This window comes from Mesorhizobium sp. LMG 17147 (assembly GCF_024297145.1).
GTDB lineage: Bacteria > Pseudomonadota > Alphaproteobacteria > Rhizobiales > Rhizobiaceae > Mesorhizobium.
In genome coordinates, this window is sequence record NZ_JANCTC010000032.1 from 1 (window position 1) to 19,949 (window position 19,949).

Below are 19,949 nucleotides of genomic sequence, written 5' to 3' on the forward strand. Positions count from 1 at the left end.
TCTGGGTGCGCAAGATGCCGCGCAAACAGGCCGAGGAAATCGCCATGCATTTCCTCAAGCGCGTCAAGATCCCGGAACAGGCCAACAAATATCCCGGCCAGCTTTCCGGCGGCCAGCAACAGCGCGTTGCGATCGCCCGCTCGCTGTGCATGAACCCGCGCATCATGTTGTTCGATGAGCCGACCTCGGCTCTCGATCCGGAAATGATCAAGGAAGTGCTGGAGACGATGGTCGGGCTGGCCGAGGAAGGCATGACCATGCTCTGCGTCACCCACGAGATGGGCTTTGCGCGCAAAGTCGCCAACCGGGTGATCTTCATGGACCAAGGCCAGATCGTCGAGCAGAACACGCCGGCCGAGTTCTTCGACCACCCGCGCCACGAGCGCACGAAACTGTTCCTGTCGCAGATCCTGCATTGATCCTGTACGCCGGGTTCGGGACAAGAGCGGCGGATCAAGCCTCTCTGTCTTGCTCGGCTCCGCGCGTATTCGACGAGCGCTGACCTTGCGTTGCGCGAGAAGATAGCAAGCGTGCTTCAGGTCGTTCGAGTGGTCACGTTGCAACCTGGTAACTAAGGCCGGCGCGGATCATAAGCGCGCCGGCTGCGTTCATTGCCATTGGGAGTTGTATAGCGAGCCGCGTGGGCGCGTGCGGCGGCAGGTCACGGGCTCATCCTGATGCTCATCCAACCGATCGATTATTTCCTCGTCGTCTGGTTCGCGCTGGCGCTGGCTTCGACGCTTTATGTCGGCTACGACCAATATCGCAACAACCCCGAGCCGGTGGTGATGAAATGGGGCTTCATCCTGGTCACCCTCTATATGGGTCCGCTCGGCTTGCTGCTCTACGTGCTCGCCGACAAGGAGCCTCGGCCGGGCGAGCATGAACTCTTCACCCGGCCGCTCTGGAAGCAGGGCGTCGGCTCCACCATCCATTGCGTCGCCGGCGATGCCACCGGCATCATTCTTGCCGCCGCCGTCACGGCGGCGCTCGGCCTGCCGATGTGGATCGACCTGATCGTCGAATATCTGGCCGGCTTTGCCTTCGGCCTGTTCATCTTCCAATCGCTGTTCATGAAATCGATGATGGGCGGCACCTATTGGGAGAACGTGCGCAAGAGCTTCCTGCCCGAGTTCATCTCCATGAACTTCATGATGGCCGGCATGGCGCCGGTCATGAGCTTCCTGATGATGGGCCGCGACATGCGCGCGATGGAACCGACGGAGCTGTTGTTCTGGGGCGTGATGTCGATCGGCGTCATCGCCGGCTTTGCGCTTGCCTACCCGGCCAATGTCTGGCTGGTCGCCCGGGGGCTGAAGCATGGGCTGATGACGCAGCGCGCGCAGGCAGCCGGCATCGATGGTCGGGAGCAGCCTGCCACGAGGCAACATGCGCAGATGCAAATGCAGCAGGCCGACGCCAGCGGCCATCGCGGGCAGCGCCACGATATGGCTTCCCAGAAAGGCAAAGGCGGCGGCCATCACATGGAGACAGATGCCACGACGCCGCAGGTCGCTGCCCTGGGTGCCGTCTCCCTGCTGGCGCTCGCCATCGGCATGGTCGCGCCGGCGAACTGGCTGAACCTGACGCTGTCGGCGCGCGACGTCGGCGGGGTGATCATGCCGCGAGGCATGATCATGGATCGCGACACGCCGGCCGATGCGATGCGTGACATGGCCGCCACCGATCCGCGCCTCGTGGCCGCCTCTTATGGCCTGACGGTAAGGGGTGACCAGGACCTGCCGTTTCGGATGGAGAACGGCATCAAGGTATTCGACCTCAGGCCTTCGGTGGTCCGCTGGCAGATCCTGCCGGACGTTGCGGTCGACGCCTATGCCTATAATGGCCAGATTCCCGGTCCGCGTATTCACATTCGCCAGGGCGATCGGGTCAGGATCAACGTCACCAACGGCCTGCCTGAGGAAACGACGGTGCATTGGCATGGCTTGATCCTGCCGAACCAGATGGATGGGCCGGCCGAGATCACGCAGGCGCCGATCGAGCCCGGCCAATCCTATTCATACGAATTCACGGCGACCCAGCATGGGACCTATTTCTATCACCCCCATACCAAGCCGGACCCGACCCAGGCGCTCGGCCTCTATGGTGCGCTGATCATCGATCCCGCCAATCCCGCCGACGAGGTCGCGGCCGACCATGATTACGTCATCGAGCTTCAGGAATGGCTGGTGCGGGAAGGGCTGACCTACCCGTCGATGCCGATGGACGGCGGCATGCCGAATTTCTTCACCATCAACGGCAAGGCCTATCCCTCGACCGAGACGATCCCGATGAAGGTCGGCGAGACGCTCAAGGTGCGGTTCATCGGCACCAACAACGGCTTCATCCATCCGATGCATATCCATGGCGGACCGTTCGAGGTTGTTGCCCGCGACGGCGAGACGATCGCTGCCTCGGGTCGCTTCCTTGCCGATACGGTCAATGTCGGGCCGGGTCAGCGCTACGACGTGATCTGGAAGGCGCAGCGTCCGGGCAAATGGCTGATCCATTGCCACATCCCGCATCACACCACGAACAACAATGTCGAGGAGAAGGGCGGCGGCGGGCTGATGGTCGTCATCGATGTCACCTGACCTCCCGGGAGGATACGCGTTAAGCTCTAAGTCAGCTGTGCAATTTCCGGAGAGGCTTCACCTTGAACATTGGTTGGCCTATGCCTTCCCCATGAAGAAGCTTGCTCGTTTTCTCGGCCTGCTGGTCGTTGCAGCAGTCCTTGCGGTGGCGCTGGGCACGCTGCTGCCGCGCCCGCTCTGGCCGGCGGCCGCTGCCGATCCGATCGGCGCAAGCCACCGCATCCTGGTGCTGAAAAATCCGATCCACACCGACATCGCCATCCCGGTCGACGACGATGTGCGCCGGCGCTTCCACTTCTTGGTCGATGCCGGCATTCCGGCCGACATGGCGGAGGTCCGCTACATCGTCTTCGGCTGGGGCGGCCGCGCCTTCTATCTCGAGACGCCGACCTGGTCGGAACTGAAGGCAGAGCCGGTGATGAAGGCGCTGACCGTCGATGCCTCGGTGATGCATGTCGACATTTCAGGCGAAATCGCCGAGCCGCATCCCGACGTCGCCGGCTTCGACGTAAGTGAGGAACGCTTTGCGGCGCTGCTCGATTTCATTGCAGCGAGTTTTCAGCAGGGACCGAACGGGGCCATGCCGATCGAGGATGCGGCCTACTCCCGTTTCGATCGTTTCTTCGAAGCCAATGGCCATTTCAACGCGCTGGTCGGCTGCAACACCTGGGCGGCGGCGGCACTGCGCACCGCCGGCCTGCGCACCGGCTGGTGGAACCCGCTGCCGGCCTCGCTTAGCCTGTCGATGCGGCTTTACAATTGACAAGGCTCCGATGACTTAGGACCGCCGAGCGTCCGCCCGCCAGCCATAGAGCCAGTCGAGATCAGCGGCGAGTTTTTCGGGTGAGCGCATCGCCAGGAACAGGTTGCGGGCCATCGCCACCGGCCCGGCCGCATGCCAGGCGAGGCGGTTGAGGGCGCCGCGGCGGGCGACCTGGGCTACGCGCGGCCGCCGCGCCTGTTCCCAGGCGACAAACGCGCTGCTGAGGTCGGCAGGCGAGCTGGCAACGAAACCGGCAAGGGTTACCGCGTCTTCGATCGCCATCGCCGCGCCCTGTGCGGCAAACGGCGTCATCGCATGCGCCGCATCGCCGATCAGCGCTATGCCCTCCGGCGTCGTCCACCGCCGCTGCTCGACGGTATGGATCGGCCATGCCGTCCATGGCGCGGCCTCGCTCGCCAGACGGACCAGCGCCGGCGCGGTACCGCGCATGGCGCTGGCGGGGATGGCGGGGTCGGCATGCCCCGACCAGCTCTCGGCGATGCGCTCGCCCTTGGTGAAGGCCGCGAGGTTGAAGACCGCGCCACGGCTGACCGGATAGGCGACCATATGGAAGCCTGGATAGAGGAATGTGGTAACGCAATCGGGCGCACCGATCACCCTGAAGGCTTGTCCGGCGAGGCTGTCCGCGGCCACCGTTGCTCGCCAGGCAAGCTCGCCCGAGAAGCGGCTTCTCCGGAAATCGGCCCCCTCGCGGGCGAGCGTTTCTCGCACCGACGACCAGACGCCATCGGCTCCGACCAGCAACGATGCTTCGGCTTCGATGGTCGTGCCGGCAATCTCGACTGTTGCGGTGATGCCATTCGGTCCGGTTGCGACGCCGCCGACGCGGGCACCGGTGACAAGCTCGACCTCGGACCGCTCGGCTATCCGCGCCATCAGCGCTGACTGCAGATCGGCGCGGTGGGCGACGAGATAGGGTGCTCCCCAGCGCGTTTCAGCCACCTGGCCAAGCGGTACGCGCGCCAGCTCGCGAAGCGTGACGGCATCCTTGAGCACGACCGCCTCCGGCCGCACCGCCGTCGGCAGCAGCCGATCGAGTACGCCGAATTGTCGAAGGATGCATGTCGCGTTGGGTGAAAGCTGGATACCGGCGCCGGCAGCCTCGAGATGCTGCGCCTGTTCGAACAGTTTTATCCGATAGCCGCGCTCGGCAAAGGCCAGTGCCACGGTCAGCCCGGCGACGCCCGCCCCGGCGATGACCACCTGCCGGGACCGCGTTTCTCGCATCAGGCTTGTCGCGGAAGAATCAGGCGGCCTGGTCGATATAGAGGCAGCCCGGCGGCTGCGTTTCCAATGCTTTCAGCTTAGGCGAATAGCGATAGAGCGTCGAGCAATAGGGGCAGACTTTTTCATTGTCGTCGCCCATATCGAGAAATACATGCGGATGGTCGAAAGGCGGATTGGCGCCGGTGCACATGAATTCCTTGACGCCGATGTCGATTGCCGGATAGCCCGCATCGTTCTGGAAATGGGGAATGGAACCGCCTGCCATCGTCGTCTCCTGATCTTGTCGATTGCATCTGGATCATAACCCGTCTCTTTGCAAGATCGATGAAATGAAACTGTCGCAAAAGCCTGTCAGAGGATAAGTTAAGCCGGTTAAGGCTGTGGTCGTCGAACGGTGTGGGAAGAGCGGAAACCATGAACGAACTGAAGCCGGTGCAGAGCGAATTCATCACCGTCGAGGCGGCGAGCCGCGAAGGCGGCAATCCCGACCGCTTCGTCAACCGCGAGTTTTCCTGGCTGCAATTCAACCGGCGCGTGCTCGAAGAATCGCTGAACGCCAATCATCCGCTGCTCGAGCGCGTCCGGTTCCTGTCGATATCGGCTGCCAACCTCGACGAATTCTTCATGGTCCGCGTCGCCGGTCTTGCCGGTCAGGTACGCGAGGGCATCGTGCTGAAGAGCCCGGATGGGCGCACTCCCGAGCAGCAGCTCGAACAATTGCTGCGCGAGGTCGAGCGCCTGCAGGAGGACCAGCAGAACAGCCTTTCGGCGCTGATGCTGCTGCTCGACAAACAGGGCATCGAAAGCATCACCCGCGATGCGCTGACCAAGGACGAGAAGACCTGGCTCGAGGACCATTTCCAGGAGCAGGTATTTCCGGTCCTGACCCCGCTGTCGATCGACCCGGCGCATCCGTTCCCGTTCATTCCCAACCTCGGTTTCTCGATGGCGCTGCAATTGCGCCACCGCAAGAACGGCGAGGAAATGAGCGCGCTTTTGCGCCTGCCGGTGGCGCTGAGGCGCTTCATCCGTTTGCCGGATCGCAAGCATCATGTCCGCTTCATTCCACTCGAAGAGGCGGTCAGTCTCTATATCGGCAAGCTGTTTCCAGGCTATGAGGTCAAGGGCTCCGGCACGTTCCGCATCATCCGCGACAGCGATATCGAGGTCGAGGAAGAATCAGAGGATCTGGTGCGGCTGTTCGAGACGGCGCTGAAGCGGCGACGCCGCGGCTCGGTCATCCGCATCGAGTTCGACAGGTCGATGCCGGCCGAATTGCGCGATTTCGTCGCCGGCGAGCTCGGCGTCTCGGCCAGCCGCATCAGCGTGCTCACCGGTCCGCTGGCGCTCAGCCAGATCTCGGAGATCGTCGCCGTCGCCCGCGACGATCTGAAATTCACCCCCTACAATCCCCGCTTTCCCGAGCGCATCCGCGAGCATGGCGGCGATTGCTTTGCCGCGATCCGCGAGAAGGACATCATCGTCCACCACCCTTACGAATCCTTCGACGTGGTGGTGCAGTTTCTGCGCCAGGCAATGGCCGACCCGGAAGTGGTGGCGATCAAGCAGACGCTCTACCGCACCTCCAACGACAGCCCGATCGTACGCGCGTTGGTCGACGCCGCCGAGGCCGGCAAGTCGGTGACCGCCCTCGTCGAGCTCAAGGCGCGCTTCGACGAGGAGGCCAACATCCGCTGGGCGCGCGACCTCGAGCGCGCCGGCGTCCAGGTCGTCTTCGGCTTTCTCGAACTGAAGACCCACGCAAAGATGTCGCTGGTCGTGCGGCGCGAGGACGGCAGGCTGCGCAATTACGTGCATCTCGGCACCGGCAACTACCACCCGGTCACCGCCCGCATCTACACCGATCTGTCCTTCTTCACCACCGACCCGACAATCGCGCGCGATGTCGCCCAATTGTTCAACTTTATCACCGGCTATGCCGAGCCGGCCGAGCAGATGCGGCTGGCCATCTCGCCGTTCACGCTGCGCGACCGCATCCTCCAGCACATTTCGGATGAGATCAGCCACGCGCTGGAGGGCAGACCGGCCCGCATCTGGATGAAGATGAACGCCTTGGTCGACCCGATCGTCATCGACGCGCTCTACGATGCCAGCCGCGCCGGCGTCGAGATCGATCTCGTCGTGCGCGGCATCTGCTGTCTGAGACCGCAGGTGCCCGGCCTATCGGAGAACATCAGGGTGAAGTCGATCGTCGGCCGCTTCCTCGAGCACAGCCGAATCTATTGCTTCGGCAACGGCCACGGCCTGCCCTCGGACGGGGCGATCGTCTACATCTCCTCGGCCGATCTGATGCCGCGCAATCTCGACCGCCGCGTCGAGACCATGGTGCCGATCACCAATCCAACTGTGCATGAGCAGGTTCTCGGCCAGATCATGCTCGGCAACATCATGGACAACCAGCAAAGTTTCGACGTATTGGCTGACGGAACCTCCCGGCGCGTCGTGCTGGAGGAGGGCGAGGAACCGTTCAACGCGCAGGAATATTTCATGACCAATCCGAGCCTGTCCGGACGGGGCGATGCGTTGAAGTCGCATGCGCCCAAGCGCATCGCGCAGTTCAAACGCCGCAAGAAACAGAACGCAGCGACGGGCTGATGATTTCAGCGTCCCAGGGCCGGCTCCAGGACCGCCGACCGCTGTCCATCATCGATATCGGGTCGAACTCGATCCGTCTTGTGATCTATGAGGGGCTGGCGCGCTCGCCGACCTTGCTGTTCAACGAAAAGATGCTGGCCGGCCTCGGCCGCGGCATCGTTTCGACCGGAAAGCTCGATCCCGAGGCGGTGACGCGTTCGATGGAAGAGTTCCGCCGCTTCCGCGCGCTCTCCGACCAGGCCGGCGCCGAGCGCATGTATGTGCTGGCGACCGCCGCCGCTCGTGAGGCGGTCAACGGCCCCGACTTCATCCACCGCGCCGAGGATGTGCTCAGGACCGAGATCCAGGTGCTGAGCGGCCGCGAGGAAGCTCATTATTCGGCACTCGGCGTCATCTCCGGTTTCCATCCGGCCAACGGCATCGCCGGCGACCTTGGCGGCGGCAGCCTCGAACTGATCGATATCGACGGTGAGACGATCGGTGACGGCATCACGCTGGCGTTGGGCGGCTTGCGCCTGCAGGACATGGCGAAGAACTCGCTGGCCCAGGCGGCAAGGATCACGCGCGAGCAACTGGCGCGGGCGAAATTGCTGAAGGGCGGGCAGGGCAGGGCCTTCTACACGGTCGGCGGCACCTGGCGAAACCTCGCCCGGCTGCACATGGAAATGACCAACTACCCGCTCGGCGTCATGCACCACTACGAGATCGGCATCGAAAGCGCCGCGAACTTCCTCCGGCAGGTCGCCAAAGCCGAGATCGACAAGATCAAAGGCATCGAGGGCATCTCCAAGAACCGCCGCTCGCTGCTGCCCTATGGCGCCATCGTGCTGCAGGAGATCATGGCGGCGATGCAGCCGTCGAAGATCATAGTGTCGGCGCTGGGCGTGCGCGAGGGCTTTCTCTATTCGCTGCTCGACAAGGCCGAGCAGAAGGCCGATCCGCTGATCTCGGCTGCGGAAGAGCTTGCCCGCCTGCGCTCGCGCTCGGTCGACCACGCGCATGAGCTTGTCGAATGGACCGGCAAGGCATTCGCCGCCTTCGGCATCGACGAAACCAGGGATGAGGCGCGCTACCGCCACGCCGCCTGCCTGCTCGCCGATATCGGCTGGCGTGCCCATCCCGAATATCGCGGCAAGCAATCGCTCAACATCATCGCTCACGCCTCGTTTATTGGCGTCGACCATCCCGGCCGCGCCTTCCTGGCGCTTGTCAGCCTGTTTCGCCACGAGGGCGTGTTCAATGAAGCCGCTCCGGAAATCCGCGGACTGGCGACACCGCGCTATCTCGAGCGCGCCCGCGTGCTGGCCGCGCTGCTGCGCGTCGTCTATTTGCTGAGCGCGGCAATGCCCGGCGTCATGCCGCGACTGAAATGGGAAAACCGCGGCAATGGCGTGCTGGCGCTGGTGCTGCCGGCAGTGCTGGCCGATCTTTACGGCGAGCGGCCGGCTGGCCGGCTGGCACAACTGGCAAGGGTCACCAACCGCCGGCTGGTGCTGGCGGTCGAGGGCGGGCCTAGCATGTCTGTCAAATAGACGCCCGCGCTGTCGCGTCGCGACCGTTGAGGAAAGAAGGAAAACGCCGTGAAATCCAGGCAGGTTCTTCAGCTGTTGGTTGCCGGGATCTTCGTCCTCTTCGCGGGCCCGTCAATGTGAGCCGTCTCGCAAAGTTCGTTTTTCTGGACACCGAATAAACCGGGCGGCAGCTTAGGCGCTCGCTGCAACCAGCCGCCCGTCGGCCGACCAGGCGCCCGCACCAGCCATTGCCAGCGCCAGGAAACCGCCGGCTGTGGCGATGTCCTTCATCAGCATCTGTGAATGCATGAAGGTCAGCGTCGGATCGTCGCCGCCCTGGCCATAGTGACCAAGGAAGCCCGCCGCGATGCAGAAGGCAGCGAGCAGCAGCGCCACGACCGGCGTCTTGAACCCGACGAGGATGAGCAGCCCGGCGATCAGCTCGAACAGGCCTGTCGCCCAAGCCACCAGCGTCGGCAGCGGCAGGCCGAGGCCGGCGAAATAGCCTGATGTGCCGGCGATGTCGGCAAGCGCATGGAAGCCGGACGGCACGAACAGCGCGGCGAGCAGCAGCCGGGAAAGCAAGAGCAGCGCATTGCGAGGCATGGTCTCCTCCGATATCGGCGACTGATCCTAGCAGAGTTCCAGCCAGCGGATATAAACCGACAACGAAACAGGGGCGCGGAAAATTCCGCGCCCCTTTGTTCAGGAAATGCTGGACTGCTTCAGCCGCGCTTGGCGTCGATCGAATACGCGCCTGGGCCCGAGGACGCGAGCACGAGGAAGCCGCCGGCAATGCCGAGGTTCTTCATGAAATTGATCATCTGCATCTGATCGGCCCAGCCGGTGTGGGCGACCAGCGCGGTGGCGACGGTGAAGATCGCCATTACCCAGCCGACGATCCTGGTCTGGAAGCCGACGAGGATGGCCAGGCCGCCAAGCAGTTCGATAAGGCCGACGACAATGGCGGTCACCATCGGCAGCGGCAGGCCAAGGCTGCCGAAATAGCCGGCGGTGCCGGCAATCGCCGTCAGCTTGCCGAAACCGGAAAGCAGGAAGATGACAGAAAGCAGGATGCGGCCGAGCAGGATCGTGCCCGAGGCGCCGGCGGCGGGGCCGGAACCGGCAAACGAATTGTTGGTGGACGTGTTGGTGGACATGCGTAACTCTCCAGAAGGGTTTGGCCAAACGGCTTGGGATACCCGCCTAGTTAGCGCAGGTCGACTGTTCACCAAAGACGTCAGATTGGTTACGGATTGTTCACCCAGGTAACGTTTTCGCGATGAACATGGGTGTTGTGATTCAGGCATATCAACACCCTAGCCCGGATGCGTCATGTCCTCCGGCCGCACCAGCCGCTCATAGTCGGCTTCGCTGACCAGCCCGGTGGCCAGCGCTTCCTCGCGCAGCGTGGTGCCGTTCTTATGCGCCGCCTTGGCGATCTTGGCGGCGTTGTCGTAGCCGATCGTCGGCGCAAGCGCCGTCACCAGCATCAGCGAACGGTCGAGCGCCGCCTTGATGTTGTCTTCGCGGGCCTCGATGCCGACGACGCAATTGTCGGTAAAGGACACCGAAGCGTCGGCCAGCAGCTGTACCGATTGCAGGAAACAATAGGCCATCAGCGGATTGTAGACGTTGAGCTCGAAATGGCCCTGACTGCCGGCGAAGCTGATCGCCGCATTGTTGCCGAACACCTGCACGCAAACCTGTGTCATCGCCTCGCATTGTGTCGGATTGACCTTGCCAGGCATGATCGACGAGCCCGGTTCGTTTTCCGGCAGCGACAATTCGCCGAGGCCCGAACGCGGGCCGGAGCCGAGCAGGCGGATATCGTTGGCGATCTTGAACAGCGCCGCCGCGCAGGCATTGATGGCGCCGTGCGAGAACACCATGGAATCATGGGCGGCCAGGGCCTCGAACTTGTTCGGCGCGGTGACGAAATCGATGCCGGTGATCGCGGCGATGCGCGCCGCCACCTTTTCGGCAAAACCGACCGGAGCGTTGAGACCGGTCCCGACCGCGGTGCCGCCCTGCGCCAATTCCTGCAGGCCGGGCAGGGTCATTTCGATGCGCTTGGTCGACGAGGCGACCTGCGCCGCGTAGCCCGAGAATTCCTGGCCGAGCGTCAGCGGCGTCGCGTCCTGCGTGTGGGTGCGGCCGATCTTGACGATGTGGGCGAAAGCCCTGGTCTTGGCGTCGAGTGCCGCGTGCAAATGTCTCAGCGCCGGCAGCAGGTCGTGAATGATGCGCTCGGCGCAGGCGATGTGCATGGCCGTCGGATAGGTGTCGTTCGACGACTGGCTCATGTTGACGTGGTCATTGGGATGCACCGGCTTCTTCGACCCCATGACGCCGCCCAAAAGCTCGATCGCGCGGTTGGAGATCACCTCATTGGCGTTCATGTTGGACTGGGTGCCTGAGCCGGTTTGCCATACGACCAGCGGGAAATGGTCGTTCAGCTTGCCGTCGATGACCTCCTGGGAGGCCTCGATAATGGCCTTGCCGATCGCCGGATCGAGCCGCTTCAGCTCCATGTTGGCTTCGGCGGCCGCCCGCTTGACGATGCCCAGCGCCCGCACGATCGAGGCCGGCTGTTTCTCCCAGCCGATCTTGAAATTGGCCAGCGAACGCTGCGCCTGCGCGCCCCAATAGCGGTCGGCGGCGACCTCGATGGGACCGAACGTGTCGGTTTCGGTTCTGGTCTCTGGCGCGCTCACGAAGTCTCTCCGGTTTGCAATTTGCAAACGGCGTATCGCGTTGCACAAACGCCTTCAAGCGGAGATTGCGGGCGAGGGAGATGCAAATCGGTTGAAGCCGCGCCTTTTCCTTCTCCCACAAGCGAGGAGGAGGGCGCGCTCCTCACCCCGCCGTATACCCGCCGTCGACGGCAAAGATACCGCCGCTGGTCCATGCCGCCTCGTCGCTGGCGAGATAGACCGCGATGCCGGCAAGGTCGCTGGTCCGGCCGATGCGGCCGAGCGGATAGCTGCGCTCGACATAGGCCTTGAGCTCGGCTTGCGCGGCTTCCGGCAGGTTTTCGATCGACCTGCGCCGCATCGCTGTGTCGACCGTGCCGGGCGCGATGGCGTTGACCCTTATGCCGCGCGGCCCGAGCTCGAAGGCGAGCGATTTGGTCAGCGAATTGAGCGCGCCCTTCGACAGCGAATAGAGGCTGGACGGCCGCTTCGGGATCATCTTGTGCGCAAAATAGGACGAGATGTTGATCACGGAAGCCGCGCCCGGCGCGAGATGCGGCAACAGCCGTTGCGTGAGGAAGAATACCGCCGTGACGTTGAGCGCGAACGATTGCTGGAACTGGTCCTCGCTGACGGTCTCGAACGGTACCAGGAATGCCACGCCGGCGTTGTTGACGAGGATATCGAGAGGTGGGCCGCGCCTGGCATGCTCGACCACGGCGTCGATGCCGGCGCTGGCCGACAGGTCGGCCGACAGCGTTTCGACATTATTCCCGAGCTGCTCGCGGGCGGCGTCGAGTTTTTTGCCGTCGCGGCCGACGATCAGCACGCCAGCGCCTTCGCGCAAGAAGGCATCGGCGATTGCCAGCCCAATCCCGTCCGAGCCGCCGGTGACCAGTGCCCGTTTGCCGCCCAGTCTCATTCAACACTCCCGCGCATTGCCGTCTTGTCTGATTAAGGAGAACAGCGCCGTTGCCAATTGTGGTCAAGCCGCCGGGCTATCCTACAATATGAACTTTCGGCTGATGCGCCTGTCTATTCGGCAGCGGCTGCACCGCGCCGAACAGCCAGGCGGGTAGCGACGAAATCCTTGACCTGATGAATGGCCTGTTCACGCGTAACGCTGCCGGGCTGCAGGCCAAGCCGCAACCACAGCCCGTCGATCAGGGCGGTGACGCCGAACGCGATCTCGTCAGCATCGCGCGCCGGCGCCAGAACGCGCAGGCCGGACAGCAGGTTGGAGCGCATGCGCGCATGGATCACCTTCTGGATGCGGGCAAGCTTTTCGTCGCGCGGCACCTCCGCGCAAAGCGAAAGCCAAGCGTGGCAGAGGGACGGCTGGAAGAGATGCGGCTCGAAATTGCCTTCGATGATGGCATCTATCCGTTGCATTGGCGTACGCGCCTGCCTCAACCGCTCCACCACCGCATGACGCAGCACCAGGTTCGATTCGCGCATGGCATGCTCGAAAAGCTCCCGCTTGCTGTTGAAATAGTGCAGCACGATGCCCTTCGATGCGCCGGCCTGTGCCGCCACTTTTTCTATGGTGGCGCCAGCTATGCCTTCGCGCTGAAGCACGGCAAAGGCGGCTTGCCGCAGCTCCTTGCGGCGTATGTCGCTGAGACGCTTGAGTTTCACGGGCCGGGATCCATGCATCGAAAACCGACGTTGACATTTTTGTCCGCCGAGATCAATGATTGACCGTTGGGACAATTTAAAAACCGAATGGTCAACATCGTTGGTGAAATGAGGAGAACCGAAATGCTTCGTTGCCTTGGAATAGGCGCCTCGCTCTGCGTCCTGCTGGCGATCCAGCCGGCCTTTGCGGCTGAACCCGAGCAGTGCAAGGTCGTGCGCATGGCCGAGCCTGGATGGAACGACCTTGCCTTCACCACCGGCGTCACCAGCGTCTTGCTCGATGCGCTCGGCTACAAGCCGGCAAGCTCGCTTCTGGGCATCAACGTCATCTATGAATCCTTGAAGAACAATGATTTGGACGTGTTCCTTGGCTATTGGGATCCGGCGATGATCACCTACTACGAGCCCTATAAGAAGGACGGCTCGGTGGACGATGTGCGCGTCAATCTCGTCGGCGCCAAATACACCTTTGCCGTGCCGACTTACGTCTGGGAGGCCGGCGTCAAGGATTTTGCCGACCTGCAAAAGTTCGCCGACAAGTTCGGCCGGAAGATGTACGGCATCGAGCCGGGCTCGAACCAGCTGATGATGGACGCCATCGCTGATAAGTCGCTCGGCCTCGATGGCTGGCAGGTCGTCGAATCGAGTGAAGCCGGCATGCTTTCCGAGGTCGGCTACGAGATCAAGGAAAAGCGCTTCATCGTCTTCCAGGGCTGGGCGCCGCATCCAATGAACACGATGTACGACTTCAAATATCTGAGCGGCGGCGACAAATTCTACGGACCGAACTTCGGCGCCGCGACGGTGACGACTCAGGTGCGCAAGGGCTATCTGCAGCAATGCCCGAATGTCGGGCAGTTGCTGAAGAATCTCGCCTTCGACATCGATTTCGAAAATCTCGGCATGGGCTATCTCATCAATGACGGCATGAAGCCGGAGGAAGCCGGCCTGAAGGCGGTCAAGGAGAATCCGGATAGGCTCGGCGCCTGGCTTGCCGGTGTCACCACATTCGATGGCAAGCCCGCGCTCAACGCGGTCAAGCAGCAGCTCGGCCTGTGATATCGGCCGATCAGGCGGGCTGGAACGGCCGCAAGCGCAAGGTCGGTGCTGAAACGGCCTGCGTCGAAATCGCCGGGCAGGAGCCCGCGCTGGTGCTGGTGCACGGCTTCTCCGACACGAGCCGCAGCTTCTCCTTGCTGGCGCCGCATCTCGCCGGGCGCCGGCGTGTCATTCCAGACCTGCGCGGGCATGGCGCCTCGCCGGCCGGGACACGCGGCTTCGCCCCGGCGGATTTCGCGGAAGATGTGGCGAGTTTGATCGAGCGATTGCGGCTCGAGCGGCCGGTTCTGGTCGGGCATTCCCTGGGCAGCATGGTGGCGATCGAGGCAGCCGCGCGCTACCCCGAGATGATCGGTGGCCTGGTGCTGATGGCCGGAACGCTGCGGCCGCAGATCGGTGAGGATCACCCGATGACCATTGGTGTGCGGGCACTTCGAGACCCGATATCGCCGGCCGATCCGTTCTATGAATATTGGCATGCCTGCGAGGCCGAGGTTCCAGCGGACTTCCTGACCATGGCTGCAAAGGAAGCGTCAGCCATGCCGGCGGCACTTTGGTGCGCAATCCTGGAGCAGGTTCGGCGCGTCGATCTGACCGACAAGGCGCGCACGCTGCACCTGCCGGCGCTTGTCATTGCGGGCGGGCGCGACCTGCTCTTCGACGAAACGCACCAACGGCGGCTCCTCGAAGAAATCCCCGCCGCCGCGTTTGTAAGCGCGGTGCGATGCGGACACAACCCGCACTGGGAGGATCCGGCATTGGTTGCGGCAGCCATCGCCCGGTATTTCAAGGTCTGGAATGAAGCCGACCTCGAAGCGACCGGCAATCTGGGCTGAGAGCAGTCATGAACCTTTCCGAATACGTGGCGTTGGATGCCGTCGCCCTGGCCCGGCATGTTCGCTCGGGTGAACTGTCGGCTGTCGAGGTCGTTGAGGCGGCTATCGAAGCGATCGAAAGCATCAATCCCGCCATCAATGCCGTGACACTGATGGATGCGGACCGGGCGCTTTCCGCGGCGGCAAGCTGCAACCGGCAGGCCGCACTCGCCGGCATTCCCTTCTTGGTCAAGGACACCGGCGTCAATGTACGGGAGTGGCCGACGACGCACTCGTCGCTCTACTTCAAGGATGCCGCGCCGAAGCCCGACAGCGAGATCGTCCGGCGCTGGCGGGCCGCCGGTCTGATCTTGCTGGGCAAGACAAACACGCCTGAATTTGCCAACGACTTCGTGACTGAACCCAGCTTTCGCGGCCCTACCTTGAACCCCTGGGATCCTTCGCTGACGGCGGGCGGTTCGAGCGGCGGAGCTGCCGCCGCAGTGGCAAGCGGCATGGTGGCGGTCGCCCACGGCTCCGACATCGGCGGATCGATCCGGGTGCCGGCTGCCTGTTGCGGCGTGTTCGGCATGAAGCCGTCGCGCGGGCTCACGCCTGTCGGGCCTGGTCGAGGTCAGGTCGGCGCCGGGCTCTACGCTGAGAACGTCCTGTCCCGCACCGTTCGGGACAGCGCCGCCATGCTGGACATGACTGCCGGTCCAGAACAAGGAGCGCCTTACTCCGTGCCGAAATCGGTGCCGTCCTACCTGGACTGGCTGTCTTCCCCCGGCGAGCGTCTGCGCGTCGCGTGCCTGGCGCACCGGCCGGATGGCACGCCGGTCGCGTCCGAGATCGGGGCAAAATTCCAGGAAGCCATGATCCTCCTCGAGGACATGGGACACGAGGTCACAGAGGCGCGTTTCCCGCGGGAAGCCAGCGCCGAAGCGGACTGGAGCATCTTCTGGATGTCGGAGGTTGCGCGGCTGGTTGGCGAGCGCGCCGACGAGATCGGGCGGATGCCGAGGGCCGGCGAAATCGAAAGCCTGACTCGTCACGCTCTCGACAGTTTTCGGCGATCCTCGGCCGCCGATTATCTCAGAGCGCTGGACCATGTGCACAGCGCTTCGCTGGCGATGGCGATGGCGTTCGATGGGTTCGACCTGATCATAACGCCGACGACGGCCGAGCTTTCGCCCCGGCTTGGCGCCATCCATGGCGATGGTGCTCTCTTCGATTACGAGGCTTGGGCGAGCCGGGCCTACGGCTTTGCGCCCTTCACCGAAATCTTCAATGTCACCGGGCAACCGGCCGCCAGCCTGCCGCTTTTTCAGTCGAAGGGCGGCCTGCCGATTGGCATTCAGCTTATTGGCCGCAAGAACGACGACCACCGGCTGCTTCGCGTTTCCCTTGACCTGGAGCAGGCAACCGCATGGACGGCGCGTTACCAGGCGATCCATGCCCGACACTTTCAGGCATGAACCAGGAGGCTCCGGCGACGTAGGGGGCGTCGACGATGTTGGTTCATACCGAAATTGGGTGCTGCCCGAGCAGCGATCGCTCCGTCGGTAACAGACGCAAAACCTCCGCGGGCCTGGCGAATTCCCCTTGTACGGTCTGCTGAAGCGCCTGCCACTCCGGGGAGGCGGCCAAGGCCGCTTCGTGCCGGGCATACGCTTCGGCGCTGGCGAAACCCGTGACGCTGATGAAGACGTTTTCGCTGGCCCGCACCGGCAGCCGCGGAAAGCTGTTTTCGGCATGTTCGGTGACGAAGGCGGCCAGCGGCTGTGCGCCAAGTGCGGCAAGCACCGGAAGAGCCGCGATCTGGAAGTCCCTGGCGAAGCCGGCTTCCAGGCCCGGTCGCAGATGATGAATCTTGATGACAACAATTGTCTGCAAAGCACTGCTTGTGCTTGGTTCTTCGAGATCCGTCTGGATTGCTCGTTGCGATCCCGAGAGGTCGAAGCCGGCGCCCGGCCAGGCCGGCCTCAGCAGCAGCACGTCGTCGGAATCGATCATCGTGGCGTTGGCGGCGTCGCGCCAGGCAGCCCAGACCGGCCCGTCATAGAAGGCGGTCAGAGCGTTTTTCCGCGCTTCCATGCCGTCGAAGCCGCGCAGCCAGACGAACGTGTCCGGCCGGGCGAGATCGCGGAACTGGCCGATGATGGTCATTCCCGCGGTTCCCTGCCCCTCGACCAAGTGATTGTCGAAGATGCCGATCAGCGTCTCGCGCCGGCCGGGTTTCAGAGTGTATTGCCTGAGTTCGACGACGGGCGAGGCGAGCAGATCGGGATTAGGTATGGCGTTCAAAGGCAGGTTCATCGCGCGAGCTCCAAAACAGGACAGTCATCCTGTTTTGCAAAACAGACCGGTTGTCCTGTTTTGTCAATCTGCTATCGTGTGAAGATGTCAGCAGAGATGTCCGCTCGCCCAAGGTCGCGGGCTCAAAAACGCACCAACGACCCCGAAGGCATGCGCAAGAAAGTGCTCGATGTCGCCGAGGAGGCGTTTCAGGCACGCGGCTATCATGCGTCCAGCATGGGCGACCTGATGGCGACGGCGGGCGTCACCGGCGGCGCGCTGCACCACCATTTCGCGACCAAGAAGGCACTGGCGCTTGCAGTGATCGAGGAGCGGGTCGCCGCCGCGGTCGAAGAGACATGGATCGCACCGGTGCGGATGGCTCCCTCAGCGCGCGAGGGCGTGCGCTCCGTGTTCGCGGCCGTCGCGGCGGAGCTGGAGCGGCAAGGTTTCGTGCGCGGTTGCCCGCTCAACAACCTGGCGCATGAACTGTCGCTTGCCGATCCGGATTTCCGCATTGCCCTTGCCGGCATTTTTTCGGCCTGGCGCCAGGCGATCGCCGACAAGATCAGCGCCGATCAGCAGGCGGGACGGGAGCTGGGCACCGATCCGCAGCGCTTCGCAGCGCTCGCCGTCGCCAGCTATTCGGGCGCCATGTCGATGGCCAAGACCGCACAGGACGCAAGCGTGCTGCGCGATTGCCTGATGGCGTTGGAGCAGGGAGTTATGTCGTCCAAAACGGGAACGAGGCGACGTAGCAGGATACTGCACAGAGCCCTTTGACGCCGGCAGGACAGTCGCTCACTATGACCGAGGCGGGGAGGCCGAGCTCTTAATTCGGCAGCGGCTTGATCAGCTCGTAGCCGACCACGCTTTCGGCGCTGGTGCCCTCGTCATAGCGCCTGGCCACAACTGCCTGCAGATCGGGTGCGTAAAGCGCGGTGAACTCGTCCCGCGTCTCGCCGGCCTCGCTCCTGATCGTCTGCTTGACCGCGAGCACGGCGTATTTGCAATCACCCAGGCTGAACGTCTCCTTGCCCTTGACGTTGATCTCCAGCGTCTCGGTGCCCTTCGGCGGCTTGTTCGGCACGAGACGGGCAAACACGATCTTGCTCTTGGCCCCCGCCTTCAGCGGGAACACCTTCCTGAGATCGGAAAACGGGATCATCGCCATCTGCCCTGTGCTGCTGTCGCGAAACACTTCGATCAGCCCGCCGAACAGGTACTGCGACTGAGGCGATTGCGACTGGTATTTGTTGGCCACCGCCACCATTCCGCCCGCTGCCGGACGAAATTCGCTGTGGATGCCAGGCCTTTCGAGAACGAAGCCGGCCTTGGCCGATTTGGCGTCGATGCACGCGGAGGCGTGCGCTGCGCTCGTCATCGCCAGGATCGCCATTGTCATGCCGATGGATGCAGTTTTCATGGCGTCCTCCTCTGCCCGCGCAAGTTGAATGCCGAAAGCAATGCCAGACCTGGGAGAACGTGTCGACACACTTTGCGAGCAACTGGACTGCCGGTTCGCGTCGTGCTGAATTTTAGCGCATGATGCATCGTATTTCCGCCCGACCGGTCTCCCGGCGCAGTTTCCTGATGAAGGCAGCGGCCGTTGCCGCGGCCGGCGCCGTTTCGCGCCCGGCCTTCGGCCAGACCGGGCAGCGCATTCCGCCGATCGACGCCACCTTCCTGTTTATCGCTGATGTCCATGCCTGCCGCATGGCGAACGGATTGAGCCCGCACTGCGAGCAGGAGGGCAAGACCGACGCCGCCCTGCTGCGCAATGTCGCCGCGCTCAACGGCGTTGGTGACAGGCAATGGCCAGCTGAAATCAACGGCGTCGCCACCGGTCTGCATTCGACGGGCAATATCGGCACGCCGCTCGGCCTCGTCGTTGGCGGCGACATCACCGATGATGGTGGCGGCCAGATCACCCAGCCCAGCGAAGGCACGCAGCTGCTCCAGTTCAGCCAGCGCTACCAGCAGGGCGTTGGCCCCGACCGCGTGCACATGCCGGTCTATGTCGGCCTCGGCAATCACGACCTCGACCAGAACGGCCCGCGCTCGCATGTCGACTGGTACCGCCGCGAAATGCGCGACTACGTCGAGGTCAATCACCGCCCCGGCGTTTTCTTCAAGCCGCCCGCGCCGGCGACCAACTACGATCTCGAGACCGATTGCTATTCATGGGATTGGGGCGGTCTGCATCTTGTCCAGACGCACCGTTTTGCCGGCGATACCGGCCATGGCGCAGTCAGCAGCCTGCCATGGCTGAAGCAGGACCTGGCGACCTATGCCGGCGACGGCCGCCCGGTCATCCTGTTCCAGCATTATGGCTGGGATAATTTTTCGATCGAAAGATGGGACGCCGCCGAGAAGACCTTCGACGACAACGGCACGGGCCCACCGCATTGGTGGAGCGAAGCCGACAGGCAGGCGCTGCTGGCTGTGCTGAAGGGCTACAACGTCGTCGCCATCTTCCATGGCCACCAGCACGCGACGCCGATGATCTATCACCGTGACGGGCTCGATTTGTTCAAGCCGAAGGCTGCCTTCATGGGCGGCTTTGCGTTGGCGCGGGTGACCGGCAGCAGCATGGATGTGGTTCTGGGCGAAGCCGCCGGAGATCATGGCGAGGTCGCCTTCACCAATGCGTACAGCAAAAGTCTGACTTTCTGACGGGCAGGAGAGGCCCAAAAAAGGCGGCCGAGCCG

19 protein-coding genes are annotated in these 19,949 nt (G+C 63.4%); 10 read left to right on the forward strand and 9 right to left on the reverse strand.

All coding sequences use genetic code 11. The annotated features are described in order from the left end of the window. From NMG46_RS28455 to NMG46_RS28465, 3 genes are all read left to right on the forward strand, one after another. Window positions 1-419 (forward strand): amino acid ABC transporter ATP-binding protein (locus NMG46_RS28455; RefSeq protein WP_254820040.1); only part of this gene is annotated, 419 nt, incomplete at its 5' end. 258 nt (window positions 420-677) lie between these two features. After that, window positions 678-2,594, forward strand: a complete 1,917-nt coding sequence (locus NMG46_RS28460) for a DUF4396 domain-containing protein (RefSeq protein ID WP_254820629.1) — start codon at window positions 678-680, stop codon at window positions 2,592-2,594. A 91-nt stretch (window positions 2,595-2,685) separates the two neighbouring features. Beyond that, on the forward strand, window positions 2,686-3,357 hold the full coding sequence (locus NMG46_RS28465; RefSeq protein WP_254820630.1) for a TIGR02117 family protein: 672 nt from the start codon (window positions 2,686-2,688) through the stop codon (window positions 3,355-3,357). 15 nt (window positions 3,358-3,372) lie between these two features. On the opposite strand, the gene NMG46_RS28470 is transcribed toward NMG46_RS28465, so the two are convergent. Continuing rightward, entirely contained in the window at window positions 3,373-4,605 is a 1,233-nt protein-coding gene (locus NMG46_RS28470; protein ID WP_254820631.1) for an FAD-dependent monooxygenase, read from the reverse strand. Window positions 4,606-4,624: 19 nt separating this feature from the next. Then, a complete protein-coding gene (locus tag NMG46_RS28475) occupies window positions 4,625-4,870 on the reverse strand; it encodes a zinc-finger domain-containing protein (RefSeq protein WP_254820632.1) in 246 nt (81 codons plus the stop codon). 149 nt (window positions 4,871-5,019) lie between these two features. Between NMG46_RS28475 and NMG46_RS28480 the strand changes: the two genes are divergently transcribed. Together NMG46_RS28480 and ppx are read left to right on the forward strand one after the other, a co-directional pair. Beyond that, window positions 5,020-7,221 (forward strand): RNA degradosome polyphosphate kinase, encoded by a 2,202-nt coding sequence (locus tag NMG46_RS28480; protein ID WP_254820633.1) that lies wholly within the window; start codon window positions 5,020-5,022, stop codon window positions 7,219-7,221. Next, entirely contained in the window at window positions 7,221-8,753 is a 1,533-nt protein-coding gene (gene ppx / locus NMG46_RS28485; RefSeq protein ID WP_254820634.1) for an exopolyphosphatase, read from the forward strand. The genes NMG46_RS28480 and ppx overlap by 1 nt, the downstream gene beginning before the upstream one ends. A gap of 171 nt (window positions 8,754-8,924) precedes the next feature. Here ppx and NMG46_RS28490 read toward each other — a convergent pair whose 3' ends face one another. The 5 genes from NMG46_RS28490 to betI form a co-directional block, all read right to left on the reverse strand. Next, complete coding sequence (locus NMG46_RS28490) at window positions 8,925-9,338, reverse strand: DoxX family protein (protein WP_254820635.1); 414 nt, start codon at window positions 9,336-9,338, stop codon at window positions 8,925-8,927. A 119-nt stretch (window positions 9,339-9,457) separates the two neighbouring features. Beyond that, a complete protein-coding gene (locus NMG46_RS28495; protein ID WP_254820636.1) occupies window positions 9,458-9,892 on the reverse strand; it encodes a DoxX family protein in 435 nt (144 codons plus the stop codon). A gap of 159 nt (window positions 9,893-10,051) precedes the next feature. Next, a complete protein-coding gene (fumC, locus tag NMG46_RS28500) occupies window positions 10,052-11,449 on the reverse strand; it encodes a class II fumarate hydratase (RefSeq protein ID WP_254820637.1) in 1,398 nt (465 codons plus the stop codon). A gap of 142 nt (window positions 11,450-11,591) precedes the next feature. Next, window positions 11,592-12,350, reverse strand: coding sequence for an SDR family NAD(P)-dependent oxidoreductase (locus tag NMG46_RS28505; protein WP_254820638.1), 759 nt, complete (start codon window positions 12,348-12,350; stop codon window positions 11,592-11,594). 113 nt (window positions 12,351-12,463) lie between these two features. Further along, window positions 12,464-13,066, reverse strand: a complete 603-nt coding sequence (gene betI, locus NMG46_RS28510; protein ID WP_254820639.1) for a transcriptional regulator BetI — start codon at window positions 13,064-13,066, stop codon at window positions 12,464-12,466. 123 nt (window positions 13,067-13,189) lie between these two features. Between betI and choX the strand changes: the two genes are divergently transcribed. Genes choX through NMG46_RS28525 form a run of 3 tightly spaced genes read left to right on the forward strand, consistent with a single transcriptional unit; the run spans window position 13,190 to window position 16,418 of the window. Continuing rightward, window positions 13,190-14,125 (forward strand): choline ABC transporter substrate-binding protein, encoded by a 936-nt coding sequence (choX, locus tag NMG46_RS28515; RefSeq protein WP_254820640.1) that lies wholly within the window; start codon window positions 13,190-13,192, stop codon window positions 14,123-14,125. Continuing rightward, window positions 14,122-14,961 carry an alpha/beta fold hydrolase gene (locus tag NMG46_RS28520; protein WP_254820641.1) on the forward strand — a complete coding sequence of 280 codons (840 nt, stop codon included), beginning with the start codon at window positions 14,122-14,124 and terminating at the stop codon, window positions 14,959-14,961. Before choX ends, NMG46_RS28520 begins: the two co-directional genes overlap by 4 nt. A gap of 8 nt (window positions 14,962-14,969) precedes the next feature. Then, the gene (locus tag NMG46_RS28525) at window positions 14,970-16,418 is read left to right on the forward strand and encodes an amidase (RefSeq protein WP_254820642.1); all 1,449 of its coding nucleotides are present in this window, start codon (window positions 14,970-14,972) and stop codon (window positions 16,416-16,418) included. Window positions 16,419-16,461: 43 nt separating this feature from the next. On the opposite strand, the gene NMG46_RS28530 is transcribed toward NMG46_RS28525, so the two are convergent. After that, on the reverse strand, window positions 16,462-17,259 hold the full coding sequence (locus NMG46_RS28530; protein ID WP_254820643.1) for an NIPSNAP family protein: 798 nt from the start codon (window positions 17,257-17,259) through the stop codon (window positions 16,462-16,464). A 150-nt stretch (window positions 17,260-17,409) separates the two neighbouring features. Here NMG46_RS28530 and NMG46_RS28535 point away from each other — a divergent pair, with 150 nt between their 5' ends. Continuing rightward, a complete protein-coding gene (locus NMG46_RS28535) occupies window positions 17,410-18,021 on the forward strand; it encodes a TetR/AcrR family transcriptional regulator (protein WP_254820644.1) in 612 nt (203 codons plus the stop codon). Window positions 18,022-18,070: 49 nt separating this feature from the next. Here the strand turns inward: NMG46_RS28535 and NMG46_RS28540 are convergent, their stop codons facing one another. Then, window positions 18,071-18,664 carry a hypothetical protein gene (locus NMG46_RS28540; RefSeq protein WP_254820645.1) on the reverse strand — a complete coding sequence of 198 codons (594 nt, stop codon included), beginning with the start codon at window positions 18,662-18,664 and terminating at the stop codon, window positions 18,071-18,073. A gap of 119 nt (window positions 18,665-18,783) precedes the next feature. Here NMG46_RS28540 and NMG46_RS28545 point away from each other — a divergent pair, with 119 nt between their 5' ends. Then, window positions 18,784-19,914 carry a metallophosphoesterase gene (locus tag NMG46_RS28545; RefSeq protein ID WP_254820646.1) on the forward strand — a complete coding sequence of 377 codons (1,131 nt, stop codon included), beginning with the start codon at window positions 18,784-18,786 and terminating at the stop codon, window positions 19,912-19,914. Window positions 19,915-19,949: the final 35 nt, after the last annotated feature.

Coding starts and splice junctions, on each gene's coding strand:
- NMG46_RS28505 (WP_254820638.1), bottom strand. CDS start 12,350: ATGAGACTGGGCGGCAAACGGGCACTGGTCACCGGCGGCTCGGACGGG.
- NMG46_RS28495 (WP_254820636.1), bottom strand. CDS start 9,892: ATGTCCACCAACACGTCCACCAACAATTCGTTTGCCGGTTCCGGCCCC.
- NMG46_RS28540 (WP_254820645.1), bottom strand. CDS start 18,664: ATGAAAACTGCATCCATCGGCATGACAATGGCGATCCTGGCGATGACG.
- NMG46_RS28480 (WP_254820633.1), top strand. CDS start 5,020: ATGAACGAACTGAAGCCGGTGCAGAGCGAATTCATCACCGTCGAGGCG.
- NMG46_RS28460 (WP_254820629.1), top strand. CDS start 678: ATGCTCATCCAACCGATCGATTATTTCCTCGTCGTCTGGTTCGCGCTG.
- NMG46_RS28525 (WP_254820642.1), top strand. CDS start 14,970: ATGAACCTTTCCGAATACGTGGCGTTGGATGCCGTCGCCCTGGCCCGG.
- NMG46_RS28535 (WP_254820644.1), top strand. CDS start 17,410: ATGCGCAAGAAAGTGCTCGATGTCGCCGAGGAGGCGTTTCAGGCACGC.
- NMG46_RS28530 (WP_254820643.1), bottom strand. CDS start 17,259: ATGAACCTGCCTTTGAACGCCATACCTAATCCCGATCTGCTCGCCTCG.
- NMG46_RS28465 (WP_254820630.1), top strand. CDS start 2,686: ATGAAGAAGCTTGCTCGTTTTCTCGGCCTGCTGGTCGTTGCAGCAGTC.
- NMG46_RS28475 (WP_254820632.1), bottom strand. CDS start 4,870: ATGGCAGGCGGTTCCATTCCCCATTTCCAGAACGATGCGGGCTATCCG.
- NMG46_RS28545 (WP_254820646.1), top strand. CDS start 18,784: ATGATGCATCGTATTTCCGCCCGACCGGTCTCCCGGCGCAGTTTCCTG.
- NMG46_RS28470 (WP_254820631.1), bottom strand. CDS start 4,605: ATGCGAGAAACGCGGTCCCGGCAGGTGGTCATCGCCGGGGCGGGCGTC.
- NMG46_RS28490 (WP_254820635.1), bottom strand. CDS start 9,338: ATGCCTCGCAATGCGCTGCTCTTGCTTTCCCGGCTGCTGCTCGCCGCG.
- ppx (WP_254820634.1), top strand. CDS start 7,221: ATGATTTCAGCGTCCCAGGGCCGGCTCCAGGACCGCCGACCGCTGTCC.
- choX (WP_254820640.1), top strand. CDS start 13,190: ATGCTTCGTTGCCTTGGAATAGGCGCCTCGCTCTGCGTCCTGCTGGCG.